We start from the raw sequence: 22388 nt of genomic DNA on the forward strand, positions 1-22388 counted from the left end.
TTTACCCGCAGTTTCCTGCCAGTTCCCCGGCGGCCAGGGCATTGGACCACTTGCCGCAGCGATCTCCCCAGCGGGCGATAATATTCCCTGCTTCGCTCATTTCAAGGACTTCACAAAGATTGGGACACCCGTCGCACTCAAAGGTTCCGGCCCGGTATTCCATATCCGCCACGCCAAAGCCCTTAAAACGGGTAGGAACGCCCTTGGCCACCGCATCCCTGGCCAGCAGGGCCGAGCCCACCGCTCCCATGACGTTGAAATGCTTGGGAATCTGAACCTCCAGGCCCAAAGCCCGTTCAAAGGCTTTGCGCATACCGGCGTTGGCTGCAACCCCGCCCTGGAAAACCACCGGGGCTAAAATTTCTTTTCCTTTGCCCACATTGTTTAAATAATTCCGCACCAGGGCCTCACAAAGACCGGCCAGAATATCGTCCAGGTTAAAACCCATCTGTTGTTTGTGAATCATGTCCGACTCGGCAAATACCGCACAGCGTCCGGCAATCCGCACCGGTGTGGTGCCCTTCAGGGCCAAGTCCCCAAATTCCTCAATGGCAATATTTAAACGACTGGCCTGCTGGTCCAAAAAACTTCCGGTTCCCGCCGCACAGACGGTGTTCATGGCAAAGTCCGCCACCACGCCGTTGCGCAGGATAATGATCTTACTATCCTGTCCGCCGATTTCCAAAACCGTCTGAACCCCCGGAACCATATGAGAGGCAGCCACCGCATGGGCGGTAATTTCATTCTTCACCGCATCGGCGCCCACCACCACTCCGGTGAGCTGCCGGCCGCTGCCGGTAGTCCCCACACCACGGATGACGGTATTTTGGGGCAGCCTTTCGCGAATTTGCCTGAGGCCCTTTTGTACCGTGGCCACCGGCTGGCCGTTGGTGCGCAAATACAGACTTTCGTGCACCCGGGTCTCTTCATCCATGAAAATAATATTGGTACTTACAGATCCTACGTCAATACCCAGATACCCTTTCACTAGGATAATAAAGCCTCCTTCTGTTCATTCTTTCTATAAAGCAAATCCACAAAGGCTTCCAGCCGGGTAACCAGGCCCGCCTCGCCGGCATGTTCGTCGATAATCAAGGTCATTAAAGGCATCCCTTTATCCTCGCTGACCTTTGGCAAGATGCTCTGGGCCACAATTTCCGGCATACAGGTAAAGGGCAAAACCTGAATGGCGCCGTGGAAACCCTCCTGGGCGTACCAGACGGCGCTGCCGACGGTTTCCTCGCCATGGCCGCCCACAAAGTGGTTCAAATACGGCGGGGCGACTTTTTTAAATCGCGCGGTGCTGCGTGCATTCTTTACCAGGCCCATAAACAGGTGATCATTAATCCATTCGCTCAGCATGATGGAGCGATCCACTTCCACCCCCAGCCTGCCCAGATGCCGCTCAATATTGACATTGGCAAAGGGCTCCAGGAGGGTATAAATTTCACCGATTAAAGCCACCTTTAAGACAGTTCTGTTGCTATCCACCGAAATGGCGGAAAACCTCGCCTTGGCTTCATTCAAGGCGGCTGCCAGGGACTCCGGTGTTTTGGCCTGATCAATCTCCTGGATGCCTTGCTCCACCGCCCGGTCTGTAGCCCCGGTCCTTAGCTCCCGGGGTCTGGTATAATAGGACATTCTTTCGATTTCATCCACTGCCTTGGCTTTTAGATAACCAAAGCGAATGGCCTTAATTACCTGCAGCCAGGAACGCTGACCGGTAATTTCCCGGATTCGCCCCAGCAGTTCTCCAATATGCCTTTCCGGAGGCTCCATAACCACCAGCTTGTAGCCCACCTGCAGATCCTTTAATATTTCATGTTCCACATAGGCATAATAACCAAACCGGCAGGGTCCGCAGCCACCGGCCATCATGATGGTGTCCGCGCCTAATTCTTTAGCCTCTAAAAAATTTCCGATATTTAGCTTCAGAGGCAAACAGGCAAATTCCGGAGAATGCTTGGCTCCCAGCGTCAGCGTCCGTTTACTGCAGGGGGGCGGCACAATCACTTCGATGCCCAGATATTCCAGCATTCCTTTGAGAGATACATAAGTGTAACCCATATGCGGAAACGTTACTTTCATACAACCGCTCTCCTCCAGCGCACCATATCCAAAAAGGCTTCCATGCGGGTGACAATTCCGGCTTCACCGGTATGCTCATCCAGGTTGATATTCATAAAGGGTACCTTGCCGTTTCGCCGGATATACCGCTCAATGAGTTCCCCGGTCATGGAATCGGGCCCACAAGCAAAGGCGGCCACATGAATGATGCCGTCCACCGACTGTTCATGATCAAAGATCAAGGCCCCGCCGGTAACCCTCCTGGAAAGGGTCCAAAAAAGCTTTTTCGGCAGCCTGCCAACGCCCTGGTTCACCTTTTCCTCACTGATATGATCCGCGGTCAGCACCCGTGCTCCGGATTCTCTGAGCCGGTGAATGATATTCATACTGATAAAGGGATCATAAATATTATAGGGATGACCAATCACCGCCACGGTCAGATCCTCCTGTCCGGAACCCGGGGCCGGGGTCTTCCCGTTTAAGGCGCTCAAGGCTTCCTCAGGCAATAAACCCTGTTCCAGCAGCCCAACATATTGCCTGTGAGTAGCCAGGGCGCTGCGGTAAGCCAGCCAGGACTGTAAGGACCCTTTTCCAAAATAAGCTCCCACCTCATGAATAAAACGGTGAATATCCTGATCTTTGTTTCTTACATTAATCGCCGTATCAATCAAAGGAGGCAGGTCGCTTACATTCTGCCGGATCATGTCCGGAAAACCTAGAAACTTGGGACAAATATATTCTCTCCGGGCAACACTGACCATGCGGGGCAAAAAGAGGACGTCCACCCCTTTATCCACCAGATCCTGCACATGCCCAAAGGCCAGCTTGATGGGCAAACAAGCCTCATCAACACAAAGTTGCACGCCCCTGGTTAAAATACCTTTGGTGGTACGGCCGGAAACAACCACTTCCGCACCCAGTTGTTCTAAAAATTTTTTCCATAAAGGAAAATAATAATAATACAGCAAAGCCCTGGGTATCCCGACCCGGACCGGCATAATACCCCTCCTTCAAAAACACATTCATAAGCTAGTATTGGCAAAATGGTAAATGAATATGCTTTCCAAAGCAAATTTGCTATAATATTCCTAAATGTTTTTTGATATATTCTTTGATGAACATTAGAGGAGGAAAAGAATGATGAATAATAGCTGTACTACCTGCAGTTCAGGCAGTCCCGGCGGTATCTCCGTGGGCAGTGGGGATCGGGTTGTTGAACTGATCCGGGTTTTGGGCATCGAGGAAGCCAACCGGCTGTTAACCCGGGATTATGCCTTTATCAGCATGTATTACCATCCCACAGAGCAACAGGAGGTTTACATCTTGGCAAAATTAAAACCTGCCGCCCAAAGCCGGCAGCCCATCGGGTTTATTCCTAAGTAAAATTTTAGTCTGTAAAGATAAATGAAAGGGCTGTCTCCGGCAGGTTTGCAACCTACCTTGAGACAGCCCTTTCACCTTAGGACTTCATCTTATTCTTTTTGGAGGCTTTACCCTGCTCGGTTACACCCAGTTCAGCACCCATTTCTTCCATCATGTACTTCCCTGCGGAACCGTTTACATTGGCCCCAACCTGTGGGGTTTTGGCGGAAGTCCCCTTAGCAGCTTTGTTTTTCAAGATGATAGTCCCCCTTCAAAGTAGATTTGGGATCCTGCTATTATCCTTCCGTACAAAGGGACAAATTATTGCACGGATTTATTTGAAATAATTAGCTTAAATCTCAAATAACCCCTTCCCTTGCTCCAATCTTTTCTGCCCACTTTTGCCAGATACATACTTTGGAAAAATAAACAACATAAAACAGGTATTTGTGGTAATGCTAACAATGGTTTTAAAATTTATTCCAGGAGGGATCCATCATGACTGTTGGAAGCAAAATGCACCAAACGCTGGCCAGCCTTGAAGGAGCTGCGGCAAATTTAAAAATGTTTGCGCTGGACACACAGGATCAAACAGCAAAACAAATGTTCAATGATATGAACAAACAGCTTGAATCCATGTGCGAATCCTTACAGGGACGGGTCAATTACATTGAAAAGGAAGAACCTCAATACAAAGTAAGTCAGCCACAACAACAGCAATAGCCTTCTGCACCGAAGAACCGCCTGCTCCTATAGATCAGGCGGTTCTTCTAGCTCCATATAAGATATCCATTAAATTTTTTATTTCCTATGCTAAAATTTCCCACGATATTGTAGCCTTCGGGATTTATAAATCATATTATACAATTAGAAGCCGGCTTCTTCGCAATCACCCTCTCAGAAACCCTCCGTTGGATGCAACGGAGGGTTTCATTTTTCTTTGTAACTTTTCAGTATGCTTCCATTTTTGGAGTATCCGATAAGCAAGGAGGGCGCCTCACTGCGAAGCAAGTTCCGGAAAATTTTCATCTTATTTTTCAATTAATCCACTAAAACCACCGGCTTAATTAAATCTTTTGGCTTATCTTTCATTAGTAACAAGGCTTTTTCACAGTTTTCAATCCCTTTAAATACGTGCGTTACTAATTTGCCGGGGTCAAGACGGTTATATTTTACAAGATCAATTAACATTTCCATTCTACGACGTCCACCGGGGCATAAGCCGCCTCTGATCGTTTTATGAGCCATGCCGCAACCCCACTCAAGGCGCGGAATGGGTAAAGATTCCCCTTCCCCATGATAATTAATATTAGAGATGGTTCCGCCCGGTTTTGTTATTTTTACCGCTTGGGCCATAACTTCGGGTTTTCCTCCGGCAATGATGGTTGCATCCACACCCTTGCCGTCTGTCAGTTTTAATATCTGCTCAACAATATCACCGTCTCGGTAGTTTACAATATCGGTGGCTCCATAGAAGCGGGCCGCTTCTATACAGACGGGCCTGCTGCCTACAGCGATAATCCGGCCTGCGCCACTAAGTTTTGCACCGGCCACACCCATTAATCCTACCGGGCCAATACCAACAACAGCCACCGCAGCGCCTAACTGAATGTCTGCATTCTCGGCCCCGTGCAGACCGGTGGTTACCATATCGGGAATCATAACCGCTGTCTCAAGGAGTATATCATTGGGCAAAAGGGCCAGGTTCATATCCGCATCGTTCACATGGAACAATTCAGCCATGGAACCGTCTTTGACATTGGAGAATTTCCAACCGGCCAACATCCCGCCGGAATGCTGGTGAAATCCTGCCGCAGCCTCAAGGGTCCGCCAGTCCGGGGTAATGGCAGGAACCACTACTCGGTCCCCTGGGATAAAATCTTTTACTTCACTGCCTACTTCCACCACTTCACCAACGGCTTCATGGCCTAGAATCATATTGTATCTTTCCCCGATGGCACCTTCAAAAACCGTGTGAATATCCGACGTACAAGGAGCAATAGCTAAAGGACGGCAAATTGCATCATAGGGGCCGGCCACCGGTTTAGCAGTCTCTATCCACCCCACCTCACCGATACGAAGCATCGCAAAACCCTTCATTAAAGCACCTCCAAATATTTTATAATCTAGTTTCATGAGACTTAAACCAGCTATACCCGTGTACCACCCCCGTTCTAATGCTCTTAGCGCAATTTGATGAAGGCTTATGCTCCTGCTGTCCAACACATCATTGACAATGACCTTGGGTATGTCCTTAGAACCAACGTGAAAAATGTCTTCTTGTCTGTACCGGCAATATTTACTTAATTTTCCAACTGTTATAATAATTATCCCATAGTATCCCGCTCCTGTCGCCCTGCTACCGGGTTGTTCTCCGGTCTACGAACAGATGGTTCTTGGCCCGTCAAAAACTATAAAATTACATGGCAACAAATAACCCTAACAGATGGTTTTCTCCTGTATGCTGTATACAATGAGTACCACCTGATCGGGTAGTTAAATAAAAAACCCAGAATATCGTATATCCTGAGTATTCATTAAAAATATTCAATTGGATTCCTTTAGCACTATATAATCCCCTTCTCTAACAGCTTTGCCACCAGGACAATGCGGTTATGAACCTCCATTTTCCGCATGATATTTTGTATGTGAAACTTAATGGTGTTCTCACTGAGATATAACTGTTCGGCAATTTCCCGGTTGGTTAAACCCTTGGCCACAAACCGGGCAATGGCGATTTGCTGCTCCGTTAAAGGAGAAGGAGTTTCATGCTGGTTTGGTACATCCTTTAGCTTGTTTACGATACAGGCAGCAACCTGTGAATCAATGACGGTTTCCCCCCGAACCACCGCCCTTATGGCCCTTTGCAAGGCAAAAATCTCCACGTTTTTAATAAGGAACCCTTTCGCCCCTGCCATCATGGCTTGGACGATATAATCCTCCTGCTCGGCGTAGGCCGTTAAAATGATGGTTTTGATCTCCGGATATAGCTTAGTAAGGGTTCTGCAAATTTCAATCCCTCTTTCCTCGGGCATACGTTCATCAAGCAGGATTACGTTGGGTTGTTTGGTTCTTATTAACTCCAATAATTCCTTGCCTCCCGAGGCCTCCCCTATCACATCAAAGTCAGGCTCCCTTTGCAAGGTTAATTTAAGACCTTCTCGAACGATTTCGTGGTCGTCCACAATAATAATGGAAATTGCTTTCATCTCAGTCAGCTCCTTCTACTGGGATTACAGCAAAAATTTCTGTCCCTTTAGGATCTAACTTTCGTATTTTTAAAGTTCCATTAATGAATTCGGTGCGCTGCATCATATTTTTTAAACCAAATTTATTTTTTCCCTGCAGCGTCTCCATGAAGTTTTTGGAGATACCAACGCCATTGTCCATAACAGCGATCTCGATTCTTCGATCCTTATAGGACAAATATATTTTAATTTCCGTAGCGGAGGCATGTCTTAAAGCATTGACCAATGCCTCTTGAACGATACGAAAAGCAATATTTCTAACTACGCCGGGAAGTTGAGGCATGGTCCCGGAGGTTTGCACATAAATTCTTACGGACCCGGCCTGATTTAAGTCACGGACTAAGCTTTCAATACTTTCCTGCAGACTGTAGGATGCCTCCATAGAAGCAAATTCGCCTACCACTTTACGAATCTCTTTAACCGCCTTGTGTACTAAGTCCTCTAAAAACTTAAGCTTTGCATATACCGGTGATTCAGACGAAAGTTCATTGAAACACCATTCAAAATGTAAGCCGATGGCAAAAAGTATTTGCAGTACGTTATCATGCAAATCCCCTGCGATCCTGCTCCTTTCCAGCGAAATGGCCTGCTCTTCCCGCGCCCGGAAAAGAATATTGTACATATTTTTGAGTTCCTGGTTTTTTTGCTCCAACTGTTCCTTTTGCCTACAGGCAACCCGGTAATGGGATTCGGCCTTATCCTTGAGCTTCATCATGTCTTCAAACAATTTGGCATTTTCTAAGGCGATGGCGGTTTGATTGCCAAGTATTTGCAGAATCGACTGGCATACGTCATCCCCTTGATACTTAGAGAAAAACAGTATCAACCAGCCCAATATTTTCTTCCGAATCATCATGGGAAAAATGATAATGTCCTCAAAGCCATACCGCCGGTTTAAAAAAGCAAGGTTTGGCTGGCTTTTGACAGCCAGGTGGCGCATGCCATAGGGATGAGAAAAATCAAGCACCGCCCGCTTGGCTAACATATTGGAAAAAAATGAATCCAATATTTCTTTTTCCTCACAGGATTCAGGTATATGAATGCTGATAAACTCTTCTGAATGGGCCATCATCATGGCATACTTGGCATCGGTTATTTGCATCAGGGTTTGACCGATGGCCAAAAGAAGCGGTTCAACCCCCTTATTCAGCACAGCTAAGTTATCGGACATGCCTTTGAGGGATAATAGAGCGGTTTTGAGCCGCAAGCTTTCTTTTTCCAGCGTCTCAACCAAAGCACGATTTTCAATGGCCACAGCCACCGGACCGGCGATTCCCACACATAACTCCACCTCCTCCCGGGTAAAGGGATGCCCCAAATCCTCCCTCTTAATCACCAGAATTCCACTGATATTCCCCCTTGACATAAGGGGTACCGCCAGCAAGTGACCCTTATCATCGGAGGTTTCCGGAAGCCGCACCGGTGCTTTACGCGAAGCTAAACGGCTCCATAGTTCTTCCATGCTTTCTTCGGTGAACAGGAAATTCTGCCTTGGCGATTCGGAAATCAGTGTTTCAAAGATGACTTTACTGCCCTTTTGAACCCCCAGCAGGTGGCAATTAACCGGTCCTAAAATTTGCGTTAGCAAACGATTGGTCTTCTTTAAGATTTGTTCAAAGGGCAGGATATTGCTTACCGCTCTGGATACTTCCAAAATGGCTAATGTCTGATCTGCCTTTTTTTTCAGAAGTTCATAGAGTTCTTCGATCTCCTTCTGGGATTGCGTAAGATTAATGTTGCATTTTTGCATTTGGGCAAAACTTTTTTTCAACTCACTATAATAGGTTTTGCTCGAATTCTTTACGCCGCTAAGCCTTTCCAAGGCAGACTTTTTTTCAAGTACCTCCTTAGGGTATCGCTTAGCCTCCGGGGGATGCAGCCGTTCTATCATACCCAGGGCTTGATTTTTGCCCGCGAGGGATTGCCGGTTATTCATTGTCCTTAGCCTGTGGGCCATGAACCTCACCTTCTTTAACGGATGAACGGGAGAACGCCCGGGAGAATATTTCCCTGATGTCTTTTATTCCCGCATCTCTGGGGTTGGTAATCAAACAGGCGTCTTTCGCCGCATTGGCGCTAAGCAGATTCATGGCTTCTTCGGAATAAAGGCAACCGGCCCTGGTAAAATTTTCGGCGATATCTACTTCCCTAGCCAGGGTTCTGACCGCCTCAATGGCCCCTTTCGCCCTTTGGCGAAGGTTCGAGCCGTCTACAGATTGTCCTAATGCCTCCCCGATATCAGCCAGCCTTTCGATACAGGCGGGGAAATTATACTCCATTACATGAGGCAAAAGGATCGCATTGGCCATACCGTGCGGCAGATTAAACCGTCCCCCTACCTGATGGGCCAGGGCATGAACTGCACCAATTAACGCATTGGATGCTGCAATTGCCGCCAGTAAGCTTGCTTTGGCCATGGCATCCTTTGCTTCCAGATTTGTTTTACTGGAAACGGATTTTCCTAAATAAGAGGAAATTAATCGAATGGCGGTTAGAGAATAGCTATCTGTAAGAAAATTGGCTGCCAAAGACACATAAGCTTCTATGGCATGGGCCAGAACATCCATACCTGTGTTGGCAGTCAATTGCGGGTCTTTGGTGGTTAAAATGAGAGGATCCGTTATGGATATGTCCGGAACCAGCGACTTACTTACAATGGTCATTTTTACACTGCGTTGACTGTCCACAATCACCGCGAATTGAGTAATATCGGCTCCCGATCCGGCTGTGCTGGGCACCATGATCATCGGGGGCAGCGGATTAGTAATTTTGTCTACCCCTTCGTAGTCATGGATTGTTCCCGGATGCGTGGCCATTACCGCCACGGCTTTGGCAACATCGATGGGGCTGCCTCCTCCAATGGCTACAATAGCATCGCATTGAGAGTCCAGATAGGCCCGGGTTGCCTGCTCCACTTCAAAATCTTTCGGATTCTCAGTTAATTCCTGCCAGATTTCAAAATGAATCCCTTCCCTCTTTAAAAATGGCAGCGCGGCCTCAATCCAACCGGCTTTTAAAATACCCGGGTCGGTTACCAGGAAGACCTTTTCAGCGCCAACCCGCTGGGCGCAATAGCCCACCTGCTCGATGGACCCTCTGCCAAAAATGATTTCAGGTATCCTAAACTCTTGAATGAATCTCACCGCGGCCTCAGCCCCCACTCAAGAAATATTAATATAAGATTCAATAGATTAAATCAAACTTCCTTTATCATTAACTAAATTAATGAAATATTTTTTACTTTTAGAAAATTATTATTGGGAACTTAATTCTTCTCTTTGTAACACTTCCGCCTTCATTCCATATTATGGAGTATCATATAAAGAAAGGGGATGCACAAATGGGTTACGGATGTGGCGGCGGCTGCAATGAAGGCTACGGCGGTGGCAACTGGACTTTCATCATCTTTTTGATTCTTATCCTGCTGCTTCTTGGCGGCAGCGGCGGCGGTTGCGGCTGTTACGACAAGTAAATTTATGAAACAAACCCCCGGAGAAAATATCCGGGGGTTTGTGGTTAACATTCCTTTTTTCAGTCTGAAGTATTGCCGCGCCAAAATATTACAGCGAGAAAGAACCCTCCACTCATCTATGGGGAGGGTTCTTTCTCTATGTTAAAGGAGGATCAGAGGAGCTATGCTATTAATACCATTTAATTTAAAGCATTCCCGGCCTCCGCCTTATCCTTCATGGTCGGCGCTTGGGGTTTCGGCATTTTTTGACGGAGCTGATCCATGGTAATTCCCTTTTCAGTTGCAATCTCATCCAGTGTTTTACCTGATTCCATTTCTGCCTTAAGTTCATCCGTCGTCATACCCAGGGCGGCGGCCGCCTCATTCAGAAAATTGGTGTTTTGCGTCATATCGCCTTTGCCTTCCCCACCAGGACCGGCGGGTCTACCCATCCCCAAACCAAAACCAAAGCCTTCCTGAGCCAGAATTTTATCCGCCTGTTCCTGCGTAATTTTGCCCTGCTCCAACTGCTCCTGAACCATCTGCTCTTTTGTCGCTTCAAGGGCTGCAGTTACTTGATCCTCACCAACTCCTAAGTTGGCAGCAAACTCGCTTATAAACTCCTTGTAATACTCATCCCTTGACTGATCCGGCGTACCCTGTGCATTTGTATCCGCAAAGGCACTCCCGGCAATGGACCCGGCTAAAAGCATCCCACCCAGTGCAAGACCTGTCATTTTTTTACCTAGTTTAAACATGCTAACACCTCGCTAAATTTTTTTGGCAAATTTAACCTCTGTGATTATCTTAATAAAAGGAGCTTAAAGCAGCCTGAACGCCCCCTGAATTTTACCTTAAAACAAAAAATTCCGGAAAACGGCCTTATGAGCCCACTACCCCTTCTCAGGAAATGATAGACGACATTGAGAAGCTGCTGTAAATATACAAATAATAAACCCCTTTAATGGAAAGGCTAACCACATAGCCTTAGAGCTTAAGGAGGTATGAATATTGTCTCATTACTTTTTCAATATCGCTTTTGGCTTTGCCGCTTGAACCGGTGTACTTCTACTTTTGAGGGGCTCAAAAGTTCATAAATTAAGAAAAGCACACATTATTCTCGGACTTATTTCTATAATCCTTTTTGTTGTCGGCTTTTTCTACAAGTAGATAAGGAAATGGGAAAAAGTAAGCGCAAATAGGTTCATTCTTAAGGGCAGCCTCTGATCAAAGAACAGCCGTAATCTTAACCGACACAGGAAAAGAGGCATTCAACGGGCCACCGAAGAATGCCTTCTATCTACGTAGTTTTAAATCTGAAGCGCATGGTTAGTCAAATCTCTCTAAACCAGATCCCCATCATCCACATAATAGTCAAAACTTTCTAAGGAATCCTGGTTTTCATCGTAGAAGTAAACAGTAACCGTATCAACGCTGACATCCGCATCGTCTTCAAAGGTATCAGCAATATCCTCACAAATATCCGTCACATCACTTTCCATGGTACTGCTGCTTAAGTCATCCCACTCCGAGGCCGCGTCATCATCAACAGTCTCTAAAGTTGCGGTAACGGCTTCGTCATCGTCGTCATAGGAAACATCTGTTATCGTGAAGGTTAGATCACCTACATAAAAATTATCTCCTTCAAGGCTGTCCTCAACATCCTCTACATCTGAATCTGAGCTACCATCCCTGTAATCATCATCTTCAAAAGTTACCTCCAGGCTGTCGTCCCCGTATTTATTGAATTCTACCAATACATCATCGCTGTCGTTATCAATGATTTCTCCTTCAACTTCAGTATCATCTGATAATTGATCCTGAATACTGTAAACCACGTCTTCAATATAGTCCTCAATGTCGCTATCATCTAAATCAGCCCACTCATCCTCATAGTCATCCAGATTCACTTCAATCGTAACATTAACATCATCTTCATCGCCCTCTAGAGTGATGTCATCAATTTTTACATCTTCCAAATAGTCATAATCGGATACCAGATCATCCTCCAAATCACTGAGTTCATTATCATCAGCCTTTAGAGTTTCTATAGTATTATTTAAACTATCAATTTGCAGTTTGAGATTCTGGATTTCTGCATCTTTTTGAAGCAATGCATCCGTTGATGTATTCGTATTTCCGGTTATTTTTACTGTTTTGCTTGCCTGAACCCATTCAACACCAAGTCCTAGCGCCTCTGATACCAACCGGATAGGAACAAAGGTCCTGCCGTCGTAAATAATCGGTTCCTCATTAGCTTGCAGACTAATCGCATTATTATTCACCAAGATCTGGATATCCTGATCGGTAATGCTGATTTGTTTTGTGGTTTCACTGGCTTCCGCAACGCTCATCATCATTACCATAGACGCTGCCAGTAATAATGTAATCATTCTTTTCTTCATGAGTTAACTCCTTAAATTATTTTTTATTAAATCCCATATAACCTCGGTCTTTTTAAAGAAAATTCTCCTTTTGTAGGCTAAAAAAGACAATATTATTGACCAGAGCAAATCCTTAAAATCATCTTTACTGCCGCCTGCGAGAAGCTTCTACCATAGCTAACTTAACAATAAACCCATATTTATCAATGTAATTTTTTCTTACTTAAAACATTTGTAAATCCCCCTTTATAATTAATGTTTCAATTGTAGAATTAAAGTTCGGAATAATTATGGAAAAAATATGGTAAATTGTAAAACTTTATGTATTTTATATTTTCCCTAACACCCCAGCATTCCTTGGAGTTTTGAATTTTTATACGTAAGCTAGTAACATAGAAAACCGCCCTTTTCGGACGGTTCTTCTTGTTATCTCAAATCCTTATAGGTAGGCTAGTAACTTTTCTGGTCCCCGATCATGCCAGCAGGGATGTAGTTTTGTTTCAAATCCTTATAGGTAGGCTAGTAACTTAACGCCACAGCTTTTGATCCTAAAAACTACATTGGGTTTCAAATCCTTATAGGTAGACTAGTAACCACCTTGTAGTAGTAGGTCAATCTCGATCTCTCCCTCCGTTTCAAATCCTTATAGGTAGACTAGTAACCGAGGAAGCAGAGTTTCATGCTGGTGATGTATTAGAGGTTTCAAATCCTTATAGGTAGACTAGTAACCCTAATCCGCCTGATGTGGCTTTGGCCTTTCGGTTTAAGTTTCAAATCCTTATAGGTAGACTAGTAACTTCAGGTTCTTCCATGCTTCCACAATAGAGTCAACGTTTCAAATCCTTATAGGTAGACTAGTAACTTTACGATACCGTCCCAAGCTTGTTGCACTGTTCCATGTTTCAAATCCTTATAGGTAGACTAGTAACTCCCATTCCACATAGTTGGTCACTTCCACCCGTCCGTGTTTCAAATCCTTATAGGTAGACTAGTAACGATATTACTAAAAAATATGGTGATGTTGTTGCATTATGTTTCAAATCCTTATAGGTAGACTAGTAACAAAACTCTTCTTTCAGCTTCGGCGGCTGCAGTTTGGAGTTTCAAATCCTTATAGGTAGACTAGTAACCCACACTGGTTTTGCTCAGCAGTTGCTTAATCTCGTTTCAAATCCTTATAGGTAGACTAGTAACGGCTGCAAGGATGCCGTAAACGTCGCCATAGAGGATGGTTTCAAATCCTTATAGGTAGACTAGTAACTCGTATAGGCTCATGACACGAACCACCCTTTGCGTGTTTCAAATCCTTATAGGTAGACTAGTAACGTTGGAGATAAATAGGATCCGGTTATCCGCCCCTGGTTTCAAATCCTTATAGGTAGACTAGTAACTTCCTACTAAGGATAATCTTGCCCATTTTGCCCAGGGTTTCAAATCCTTATAGGTAGACTAGTAACATGCCAACGCACCGACAAAGAAAACATTGAGATGCTGTTTCAAATCCTTATAGGTAGACTAGTAACGTCTCAGTAGACAAAGAAAATGACACATATGACGGAGTTTCAAATCCTTATAGGTAGACTAGTAACATCGAAAACCGGGCCGTCAAATAGACATTGACCATCCCGTTTCAAATCCTTATAGGTAGACTAGTAACTGATTATTACCTATGCGCACAACCACGTTATTGTGGTTTCAAATCCTTATAGGTAGACTAGTAACAATGCCAGGAGAACGTCTTATTGATGCTCTTGTAGAGTTTCAAATCCTTATAGGTAGACTAGTAACTATTGCGGACTTTCTCCAATCCCTGGTCAGCAGCCAGGTTTCAAATCCTTATAGGTAGACTAGTAACAATTACCGCAAATATTAGTCATATAGAACTAACTAAGTTTCAAATCCTTATAGGTAGACTAGTAACAGAAGATATATTTTTAAAAATGAATCAAATGACTCCGTTTCAAATCCTTATAGGTAGACTAGTAACGTATGAACGCTGCTTAGATCAAGTGGATCATTTTGGTTTCAAATCCTTATAGGTAGACTAGTAACGATCGACATAGCAGTCACAAGGCTGCGAGAGTGTGGTTTCAAATCCTTATAGGTAGACTAGTAACAGTCCGTTATCGTTTAACCATTGGCTGATTTTGTCAAGTTTCAAATCCTTATAGGTAGACTAGTAACATGGAAAGTAAGCCTTTGGATATAACGATCATCATTGTTTCAAATCCTTATAGGTAGACTAGTAACAGAATGAAAGAATTTGGACTGAAATTTTCAGTAGAAGTTTCAAATCCTTATAGGTAGACTAGTAACTAAACTACAAGCACTTAAACAACTCAAAGCAGGGGAGTTTCAAATCCTTATAGGTAGACTAGTAACGTCCATCCACGGGCAGAAAACGCCAGTTTGTATACGGTTTCAAATCCTTATAGGTAGACTAGTAACTTTCATCTTTACCTGGGTTAGGCGAGGAAGACAATAGTTTCAAATCCTTATAGGTAGACTAGTAACGCGATAAATCTCTTTCAAGTCTTTTTTTCTTGATGGTTTCAAATCCTTATAGGTAGACTAGTAACGATTTTCCTTGCCTTCACCGCTTGTTTTCTTGACTTGTTTCAAATCCTTATAGGTAGACTAGTAACTCTGCCGCAAGTGCGCGGAGGAGATCGAGATAGGTGGCTCGTTTCAAATCCTTATAGGTAGACTAGTAACAGTTTGACATCTCCCTGAAACAAGTCCGAATCGCGGGTTTCAAATCCTTATAGGTAGACTAGTAACCATGTAGTCCGGAAACCAATGCCAGCCCACGTATTCACAGTTTCAAATCCTTATAGGTAGACTAGTAACGAAATGTTGTTGCGTATGGCTTTTGTTCCATCTGGAGTTTCAAATCCTTATAGGTAGACTAGTAACAAGCCTCTCTTCCCTGCGTTCGTTGTGACGTAGCACAGTTTCAAATCCTTATAGGTAGACTAGTAACATGCTCTGCAGGACCCAAATGTAATCAAACACGCTTAGTTTCAAATCCTTATAGGTAGACTAGTAACCCATTTAGAATAATTCTTGCAGTGCGACCTAAACGGTGTTTCAAATCCTTATAGGTAGACTAGTAACTTCTTTGATGCGTTTTTGTCTGTCATCTTGGCATCGGTTTCAAATCCTTATAGGTAGACTAGTAACGTGCTACGCGTCGAATGTCACTGTCATTCCGTACAGTTTCAAATCCTTATAGGTAGACTAGTAACAAATGTTGTTGCGTATGGCTTTTGTTCCATCTGGAGTTTCAAATCCTTATAGGTAGACTAGTAACAGTCTTTTCTCCCCTGGTTTCAGTTCTTACAATGCGGGTTTCAAATCCTTATAGGTAGACTAGTAACTTGTTGCCTTCATGTTTAATCCGAAAGACTATATCCTGTTTCAAATCCTTATAGGTAGACTAGTAACGGCCGCCTTCTGCACCGCAGATAAAGCAGACTGGTAAGTTTCAAATCCTTATAGGTAGACTAGTAACGTGCTAAAACATTCGTCGGTTGTCTTTCTACATATGTTTCAAATCCTTATAGGTAGACTAGTAACTTAATCGTCGTCGGCTTATACCGACGACAACATCCGATGTTTCAAATCCTTATAGGTAGACTAGTAACCCGTCGGAACCCGCTAATTTAAAGACATGTTAAAAATAGCTTCATGTCCTTTTTAATTTCCTAATTTTTCAAATCCCTTTCATTCCAAGGGTTTTATCTTTTTAAATTGTCGTCGATCCCCGGGGTTTTTTGCACTACCTACGATCGACGACAAATTTACTTAAAAAAATTTTCAAATTCTATTTAAAGGATATTTCCTTCCCCGCCTTTTTGCAAGCCTAATATCTCAGGGAAGAAGTATTTGGTTGTGCGCAAATTATAAAGGATGATCGAATCTTCCTCTTTATTAATGATTCTTTCCAGTTCCATTTTAAGCTTCGTAAGATTGGCTTCGGATATTTCCCCCTGTAAAACGGAATTCTGCACCCAGTTCAAGTACTGGCGGCATTTTTTGAGAACCTTATTTACTCTCTTTTGGTTGACATCATAGACCAGTACAACAAACATTCGGCCTCACCCCCTGTTGCCTCCAGATCATCCTATCCAATGTCACCATCGGGCTATAAAAGGAGTATAATCCTTTTCCCCCATCAGATGCTTTTCCAGCTTATAAAGCTCCAGACGGATCATGCGGCGATAGGAAACGGACCGGCCAATCTCCCGGTGCTGAATGGTGGTCATTAGCTTTTTGTCTAACTCCTCGATAAAGCATCTCTTGGCCTTATCTTTAAGCAGAATTCCTTCGGTGCTTTGCTCAAAATCCTGTTTGGTAATCATTTTTTTGCCGATCAGGAAAAAGATTAACCGATCAATTAGAATGGGTTTAAAGATCTCCGCTATATCCAAATTCAGAGTAAAGCGCCGAAAATTCGTAGCGTGAAGAAAGCCAATCCGGGGGTCCAGATGGGTTTTATAAATTTCACTTAAACAGATGGAATACATTAAAGAATTGCCAAAGCTGATGAGGGTGTTTAAATAATTTTTCGGGGGACGGCGGCTTCTTTCCTGAAAAATAAAGTCGGGATGGCCGATGATGGCGTCAAAGGCCCGGTAATAATGATCCCGGATGTTGCCTTCAATGGCCATCAGGGCTGCAATGTCCCGGCAGTCATCCACAGAGGGAAGCAGTCTTTCCACGGCGGCAATAAATTCACCCACCTCTTTCTCCCGGCCATGATAATATTTCAGCACCTGGCGAATATTTTTTGCCGCCCCCCGCACAAACTCCCGGGCAATAGCTAATCGCCGCTCCTCATCCAAATAATGCTCCGACTGCCGCAGGATCATATAGCCGGAACTCAAATGCTCCCGGGGATAGAAAGTGCCCATATAGTAACCATGGTGGCTGAAGTAGTGCAGGATAATCTCCTTTTGGGAAAGGAATTCCAGAAGTTTTTTGTTAAACTGTACTTCCCCGAAAATCATGATCTCCCCGGTATCTTCAACGGGAAGAAACCGCCGCCCGGTTTCTGTCTCAAAGTATAAGGTGTTGTCTTTGCGATGGATTTCCCCGTTGGAGAAAATATACAGCGTCTTTTTCACCCGCATCACTCCGTTTCTTTCTAAGACCAGCAGAATTCGGCATAGGCACAGTTTTTACAGAATTTAATCTTCCGGGGTTGGGGCGGTTTATCCAAGTAAACAATGCGCAAAATCTCCCGCCGCACCCGCTCCAGTTCCTGTTCCGTTTGTTCATCCATCAGGACTTCCTCCCGGACTTTTTCTTTAGGAAACCGCAGTTCCCCCCGGGCCTCAATGCCCCGCTCTTTCAGTTCACTTAAGTAAAAGGCCAACTGCATCCGGGCGCTCTCCTTGTATTTGGAGCTTTTCTTTACTTCACCGATGACCATTTGCCCGTTTTCCATATGAAAGACATCAATTTTACTGCCGCCCACACTGATTTCCTTCTTCTCACGTTGATAGGTATTCTCACCGATAAAGCGGCCCAGGGACACATTATCGTTATCCTGGTCGGGGTTGATCTGATGGCTGATCAGCCAGACCTCACGGGGGCAGATGTAATAGTACCAGACCAATGTACCGCTTACACCGATCTCCTTTTCCGGCACGGAGTATCCCCCTTTCCATAAAACAATTGGTCTATAAGATATACCTTTCTTCGAAAGCCTCAGAAAATGTTCTCGTAAAAGTAAGTCACTGCTATTTAGCAAACTAATAATTGATTGAGAGATTGTACATTATTAAAAAATCATTGTTTCCCCCTCAACAACTAATCCTTTATCATCTGAATAATAACCGTCTTTTAATATCCATAGTCCTGTGTTTATTTTAAATTCATAAGCAATTTGTTGTGGATAGAAACCCGGTTTTACAAATACATTTACTGATACCATAGCCATACGACCAGCTACCCTACGCCATGCTTCTCGTCGCTCCCAAATATTCTTTATTTCCATGATCTCGCACATATCTTGGTATAGTGTTGGATCCTGCTCTATCACCAAAAACGTATACTGCTGTTTTTCCTTACCTCGTAAAAGTTCCCGTATGGAGACATCATCTTGCCATCGTGCAAACCTTTCCAAGTGAATAAATCCAGTATCTTTCCTAACAGATAATTCTTTAAAGTAACAATCTGTCAAGGTCAGTATATCTTCTTCTAGTACTTCTTTGTATTCTTTCAGCAATCTTCTAGTAACTGAAAGATGTACCTCGTCATAAATCATTTCAGAATAACGTTTTCCCTCATCAACAATGTCAATAATCTCTATTATTCCGCGTGTTTCTTTTCCACCCTCTCGATTACATCTCCCAGCAATTTGAATCAGACAATCTAAAGGCGCAAAATCCCTAATAATTAAATCCATATCAATATCTACCCCTGCTTCAATACACTGGGTGGAAACTACTATACACGGATTTCCTTCTTTAATTTTGTCAATAGACTGCAAACGATTCTTAGGGGTAACATCAGCACTAATAAAAAAAAGTGGAATATCTGCAAATTCATCTTTTCCCTTACGCCAGTCATCAATATAGTCTCTAACCTTTCGTGCGCTTTTTCTTGTGTTAAAAGTCAGTAACACTCGCAATCTTTGAGTAAACCAATCATCTAATCTTTCTTCTAACTCTAAACAAAATTCATCAAGACTTATATGAGTATTTAACCGCAGACGCAAGCAGTATCTTTTACATTGAGCAAAGTATAGATTAGGATTTTTTAATAAGGGTTCAGCATTTTTTACAAAAGGCGGTAAGGTTGCTGACATTAACAATAATTTGCTATTTCCAACTAGAGTTAATTGTTCAAATATTTCATCTAGTGGTTGCCATAACTTACATGGCAATGATTGGACTTCATCCATTATAATAAGGGCATCGCACAGATTATGAAAACGCATTTGATATTTTGCATATGGTTCTATCAAACTAAATAAAAACTGATCATAAGTAGTAATTATAATATCATTTCGCCATGTGTCTACTAAAAAGCTATTGTCACCTGTCGTTAGTTCAGAATCGTATACTCGATCGGATAAAGAATGACTGGTTAATAACCATTCGCTATCGTTCTCAACTCCACCAACTCGTAATAATTTTTTATACTCATTCACTGTTTGGTCAATCACCGATAAAAAAGGCAATACTACGATAATTTTAGGTGGATGCCAATAATTATCAGTATTTTCACGTAATTTAAGCGCCCATGTTGCTGCCAATAAGGTTTTTCCTGCACCAGTTGGTGCAGTGAGGTTAAATATTCGGCTATCTCTCTTGTTGGCAATTACTTCTACTACTTCGTTACGTATTTTTTGCCGTAGACAATTAGTATCGGTTACATCTGGTTTGCCAATACGTTTATCTATCCATTTCGATTGCCATTGATTTACGGGACGCATAAGATATATTGCTGGGTCAGATACAGCAAGTAATGCTTTGTCAGCTTCCAGCATAATTGAGTATATAAATTGACATTTAAGTCGAAAGGCTATAGCCTCCTGAAGATATAAATTTTTATTCTCCTTGATTAGCTTACTGTTTAAAAATTTTAAAGCCTTACGAATAAGCAATGTTATTTCCTGAGGTGAATCTCTTACCGTTTTTATTTCATTAAATTCCAAATTCACTTCTGAAGACAGTATTTCAAAATCTATTGACGAAATTTGGCGTTGAATGGTGGAAACATTGCTACCATTAGCAAAGCGTTCAATTGCATGTTTTGTTTCATCAACAAAACCTACTCGTTGCTCGGAAAAAGTTGGCAACCGCGAATGATGACCACTAATCGCTGCAACCACCATTAAGGCATCTCGCACATCCCATTCTTGTTCCTTTGCTATAATTAAAGTTAAAAATACAGATAACCCAGTATGTGCTTTATCACTACTATTTCCTTTATAACTCTCTGGATCTTTGATGTATTCCTGAAAGAAATCGGTTGCTTTTCCCAAGTCATGGAATACAGCAGTGCGTTCCATGATGTCTTGAATACGGAATGTAACTGTTCGTGACGAATGTAATTGTTGCAAAGCTCGCATAGCAATCCTGACCTGATCAATATGCTCATGCAATAATAAATGAGGATGAGATCTCAAACTGCTATGCCCTTGGCTCATAAAAACATCACTACCCTTTTGCCAATTTTGTAAGCATCCGAGGTTCTAATCATTATGGGACGCGCATTTGCTTCGAATAAATAATTGTCATGTGTGAATATCCGATTAGGTGTTACAGTTCGCGGCATTCGAAGTAATTGAATGGTAAGTGAGTTATCATATAATTCTTGAAAGTTTATATTAGCTTGTTTCTGACGAATCACATTGCTGACGGCATATACTGCCGGGTCAAGCTTTTGGACCGGTTCTGTATCAATATATTCTATCTCAGCCAGCATCTCGGAAACTCCAAGACATGGTTGGAAATGCCAGCGACGATCCTTTATTCGTTCCTCAAATTCAACATGGTAATTATCGGGCAAGATAGCCCACACATTATAACAAGGGTTAATTAGCCATTCCTGAACAATCAACGTTGCCTGTTCCAATTTGGTATTAGCATCTTGTTTTTGGGTTCTTTTTATTATGTGTTGCAGTGGCGTAGGAGGATCTTTACGAAATTTAGCTTTATGCCAATGAGTTTTTGGCGATTTTCCACTAATCGCAAACTGGACAGGTTCTAGCAATTCTTGTGGTGTATCCTTTTCTAGGCCAAGTACAGCACCAACTATACCTAATAATACAGTCCTGGTAGGTACTGGATAGCTTAATGCACTTGTCCCTGCTTCGGCTTTCAAGAAATGGCCAAACCTACCTGATAAACGAAACTGAATCGCATTTTTCATACAGAGCCAACATCCTTAAGTAATTCTTCAACCTCCAATAACCTCCAATCGACCGGTATATCCTCTAATAGAGAAATATCAGTAGACTTAGCATATCGAATACGTTCAATCCGCTTTTGCTGCCCCTGAATACGTTCATGTAATTTACTTAAATCCACCTTATAATCTTCTGGCGAAGCCCAAACTTTTTCTTCTTTACCAGTAGCAGCTATTAATCTTACGTACTCATGTAAGCGGCCAAACTGAAACTCCTCATCAGCTTTATATTCAATACTAATTAACAAGTGTGGAATTTGGCCCACCTTAGTCCTGGTATTGGCATTAGCACGTACACCGTGCCATAAAGCTTTTAAAAATAAATCATAGTCCTCATCGCTCATCCTTGAAATTCTTGCCGAATGTTCGTTGGCAATACCAGAAAAGCCAATTAAGGCATATCTTAACCCATAATAAACTGTAAATGTTCCTTGGGTCTTGAGCTCATCACTACCAAAAGTAGTAGTACCATGAATATCAACACTCTCTGCTTTATGTAATATTTCCCCCATATTTAATTGTACTGCTCCAGTCATCGTTTTTGGCTCTGGTTTAGGATCCCAATTATCATCTTTTTCTTTTTTAAAAGCAAATGAACTGCCAAATAATCGGGCATCAATAAATGCATTCAACAGAATGTCTACCAACGCTTTTCCTTCAACCTTTTTATTACCAGTAGTATTAAGGTAATGGACCACCCTCCCTGTCAGATTTGTAGTACGCCCTTCAATAGTATCCACTAAAATATCAAACCCACGCATTTTTAAAAAATCCCGTACAAATCTTTTCATACGAACATCAGTCACATAGTATGTACCATCAGGTAAAACTCGAGGGCGGTTTTCATCTGGATCACCATTAGGATTACCCATCTTAATATCATAGAGAAATAAGAATTCCCTGCGTCCTGATAACGTTTTTGTCTTATTTAAAGTCATTTTTATACACTCC

At 43.1% G+C, this 22388-nt stretch carries 19 protein-coding genes and 1 CRISPR repeat array; of the genes, 3 read left to right on the plus strand and 16 right to left on the minus strand.

The genetic code is table 11. From position 1 onward, the window contains the following. Position 1: 1 nt before the first annotated feature. The 3 genes from DESRU_RS15085 to DESRU_RS15095 are packed head-to-tail and all read right to left on the minus strand — an operon-like array spanning position 2 to position 3065. Positions 2 to 988 carry an acyl-CoA dehydratase activase gene (locus DESRU_RS15085; RefSeq protein WP_013842947.1) on the minus strand — a complete coding sequence of 329 codons (987 nt, stop codon included), beginning with the start codon at positions 986 to 988 and terminating at the stop codon, positions 2 to 4. Then, on the minus strand, positions 988 to 2088 hold the full coding sequence (locus DESRU_RS15090; protein ID WP_013842948.1) for a hypothetical protein: 1101 nt from the start codon (positions 2086 to 2088) through the stop codon (positions 988 to 990). The genes DESRU_RS15085 and DESRU_RS15090 overlap by 1 nt, the downstream gene beginning before the upstream one ends. After that, entirely contained in the window at positions 2085 to 3065 is a 981-nt protein-coding gene (locus DESRU_RS15095; protein ID WP_013842949.1) for an acyl-CoA dehydratase activase-related protein, read from the minus strand. Before DESRU_RS15095 ends, DESRU_RS15090 begins: the two co-directional genes overlap by 4 nt. A gap of 139 nt (positions 3066 to 3204) precedes the next feature. Here DESRU_RS15095 and DESRU_RS15100 point away from each other — a divergent pair, with 139 nt between their 5' ends. Next, on the plus strand, positions 3205 to 3450 hold the full coding sequence (locus DESRU_RS15100) for a hypothetical protein (protein ID WP_013842950.1): 246 nt from the start codon (positions 3205 to 3207) through the stop codon (positions 3448 to 3450). A 76-nt stretch (positions 3451 to 3526) separates the two neighbouring features. Here the strand turns inward: DESRU_RS15100 and DESRU_RS20970 are convergent, their stop codons facing one another. Continuing rightward, positions 3527 to 3685: a hypothetical protein gene (locus tag DESRU_RS20970; RefSeq protein ID WP_013842951.1), complete on the minus strand. Its 159-nt coding sequence runs from the start codon at positions 3683 to 3685 to the stop codon at positions 3527 to 3529. A 242-nt stretch (positions 3686 to 3927) separates the two neighbouring features. Here DESRU_RS20970 and DESRU_RS15105 point away from each other — a divergent pair, with 242 nt between their 5' ends. After that, positions 3928 to 4152, plus strand: a complete 225-nt coding sequence (locus tag DESRU_RS15105) for a DUF1657 domain-containing protein (RefSeq protein WP_013842952.1) — start codon at positions 3928 to 3930, stop codon at positions 4150 to 4152. Positions 4153 to 4470: 318 nt separating this feature from the next. On the opposite strand, the gene DESRU_RS15110 is transcribed toward DESRU_RS15105, so the two are convergent. The 4 genes from DESRU_RS15110 to DESRU_RS15125 form a co-directional block, all read right to left on the minus strand. Next, positions 4471 to 5529 (minus strand): NAD(P)-dependent alcohol dehydrogenase, encoded by a 1059-nt coding sequence (locus DESRU_RS15110; RefSeq protein WP_013842953.1) that lies wholly within the window; start codon positions 5527 to 5529, stop codon positions 4471 to 4473. Positions 5530 to 5996: 467 nt separating this feature from the next. After that, positions 5997 to 6638 (minus strand): response regulator transcription factor, encoded by a 642-nt coding sequence (locus DESRU_RS15115; protein WP_013842954.1) that lies wholly within the window; start codon positions 6636 to 6638, stop codon positions 5997 to 5999. A 1-nt stretch (position 6639) separates the two neighbouring features. Continuing rightward, positions 6640 to 8613 (minus strand): GAF domain-containing sensor histidine kinase, encoded by a 1974-nt coding sequence (locus tag DESRU_RS15120; protein ID WP_238446310.1) that lies wholly within the window; start codon positions 8611 to 8613, stop codon positions 6640 to 6642. Then, the gene (locus DESRU_RS15125; protein ID WP_013842956.1) at positions 8606 to 9820 is read right to left on the minus strand and encodes an iron-containing alcohol dehydrogenase; all 1215 of its coding nucleotides are present in this window, start codon (positions 9818 to 9820) and stop codon (positions 8606 to 8608) included. Before DESRU_RS15125 ends, DESRU_RS15120 begins: the two co-directional genes overlap by 8 nt. 197 nt (positions 9821 to 10017) lie before the next feature. Here DESRU_RS15125 and DESRU_RS21540 point away from each other — a divergent pair, with 197 nt between their 5' ends. After that, positions 10018 to 10149, plus strand: a complete 132-nt coding sequence (locus DESRU_RS21540; RefSeq protein ID WP_273483282.1) for a hypothetical protein — start codon at positions 10018 to 10020, stop codon at positions 10147 to 10149. Positions 10150 to 10328: 179 nt separating this feature from the next. Here DESRU_RS21540 and DESRU_RS15135 read toward each other — a convergent pair whose 3' ends face one another. The 8 genes from DESRU_RS15135 to cas7b form a co-directional block, all read right to left on the minus strand. Next, positions 10329 to 10886, minus strand: a complete 558-nt coding sequence (locus DESRU_RS15135) for a hypothetical protein (RefSeq protein WP_013842957.1) — start codon at positions 10884 to 10886, stop codon at positions 10329 to 10331. A gap of 585 nt (positions 10887 to 11471) precedes the next feature. Then, positions 11472 to 12533 carry a copper amine oxidase N-terminal domain-containing protein gene (locus tag DESRU_RS15140; protein ID WP_013842958.1) on the minus strand — a complete coding sequence of 354 codons (1062 nt, stop codon included), beginning with the start codon at positions 12531 to 12533 and terminating at the stop codon, positions 11472 to 11474. A 407-nt stretch (positions 12534 to 12940) separates the two neighbouring features. Next, positions 12941 to 16159: direct repeats of the CRISPR family, unit length 30 nt; unit sequence GTTTCAAATCCTTATAGGTAGACTAGTAAC. A gap of 183 nt (positions 16160 to 16342) precedes the next feature. Continuing rightward, positions 16343 to 16606, minus strand: a complete 264-nt coding sequence (gene cas2, locus DESRU_RS15145) for a CRISPR-associated endonuclease Cas2 (RefSeq protein WP_013842959.1) — start codon at positions 16604 to 16606, stop codon at positions 16343 to 16345. 42 nt (positions 16607 to 16648) lie between these two features. Continuing rightward, entirely contained in the window at positions 16649 to 17641 is a 993-nt protein-coding gene (gene cas1b / locus DESRU_RS15150; RefSeq protein ID WP_013842960.1) for a type I-B CRISPR-associated endonuclease Cas1b, read from the minus strand. A 20-nt stretch (positions 17642 to 17661) separates the two neighbouring features. Further along, positions 17662 to 18168: a CRISPR-associated protein Cas4 gene (gene cas4 / locus DESRU_RS15155; RefSeq protein ID WP_013842961.1), complete on the minus strand. Its 507-nt coding sequence runs from the start codon at positions 18166 to 18168 to the stop codon at positions 17662 to 17664. Between the two features lie 132 nt (positions 18169 to 18300). After that, complete coding sequence (gene cas3, locus DESRU_RS15160; RefSeq protein WP_238446311.1) at positions 18301 to 20655, minus strand: CRISPR-associated helicase Cas3'; 2355 nt, start codon at positions 20653 to 20655, stop codon at positions 18301 to 18303. Positions 20656 to 20672: 17 nt separating this feature from the next. Beyond that, positions 20673 to 21401, minus strand: coding sequence for a CRISPR-associated protein Cas5 (gene cas5 / locus DESRU_RS15165; protein WP_013842963.1), 729 nt, complete (start codon positions 21399 to 21401; stop codon positions 20673 to 20675). Next, entirely contained in the window at positions 21398 to 22375 is a 978-nt protein-coding gene (cas7b, locus tag DESRU_RS15170) for a type I-B CRISPR-associated protein Cas7/Csh2 (protein WP_013842964.1), read from the minus strand. Before cas7b ends, cas5 begins: the two co-directional genes overlap by 4 nt. Positions 22376 to 22388: the final 13 nt, after the last annotated feature.

This window comes from Desulforamulus ruminis DSM 2154, from assembly GCF_000215085.1.
Classification (GTDB): Bacteria; Bacillota; Desulfotomaculia; order Desulfotomaculales; family Desulfotomaculaceae; genus Desulfotomaculum; species Desulfotomaculum ruminis.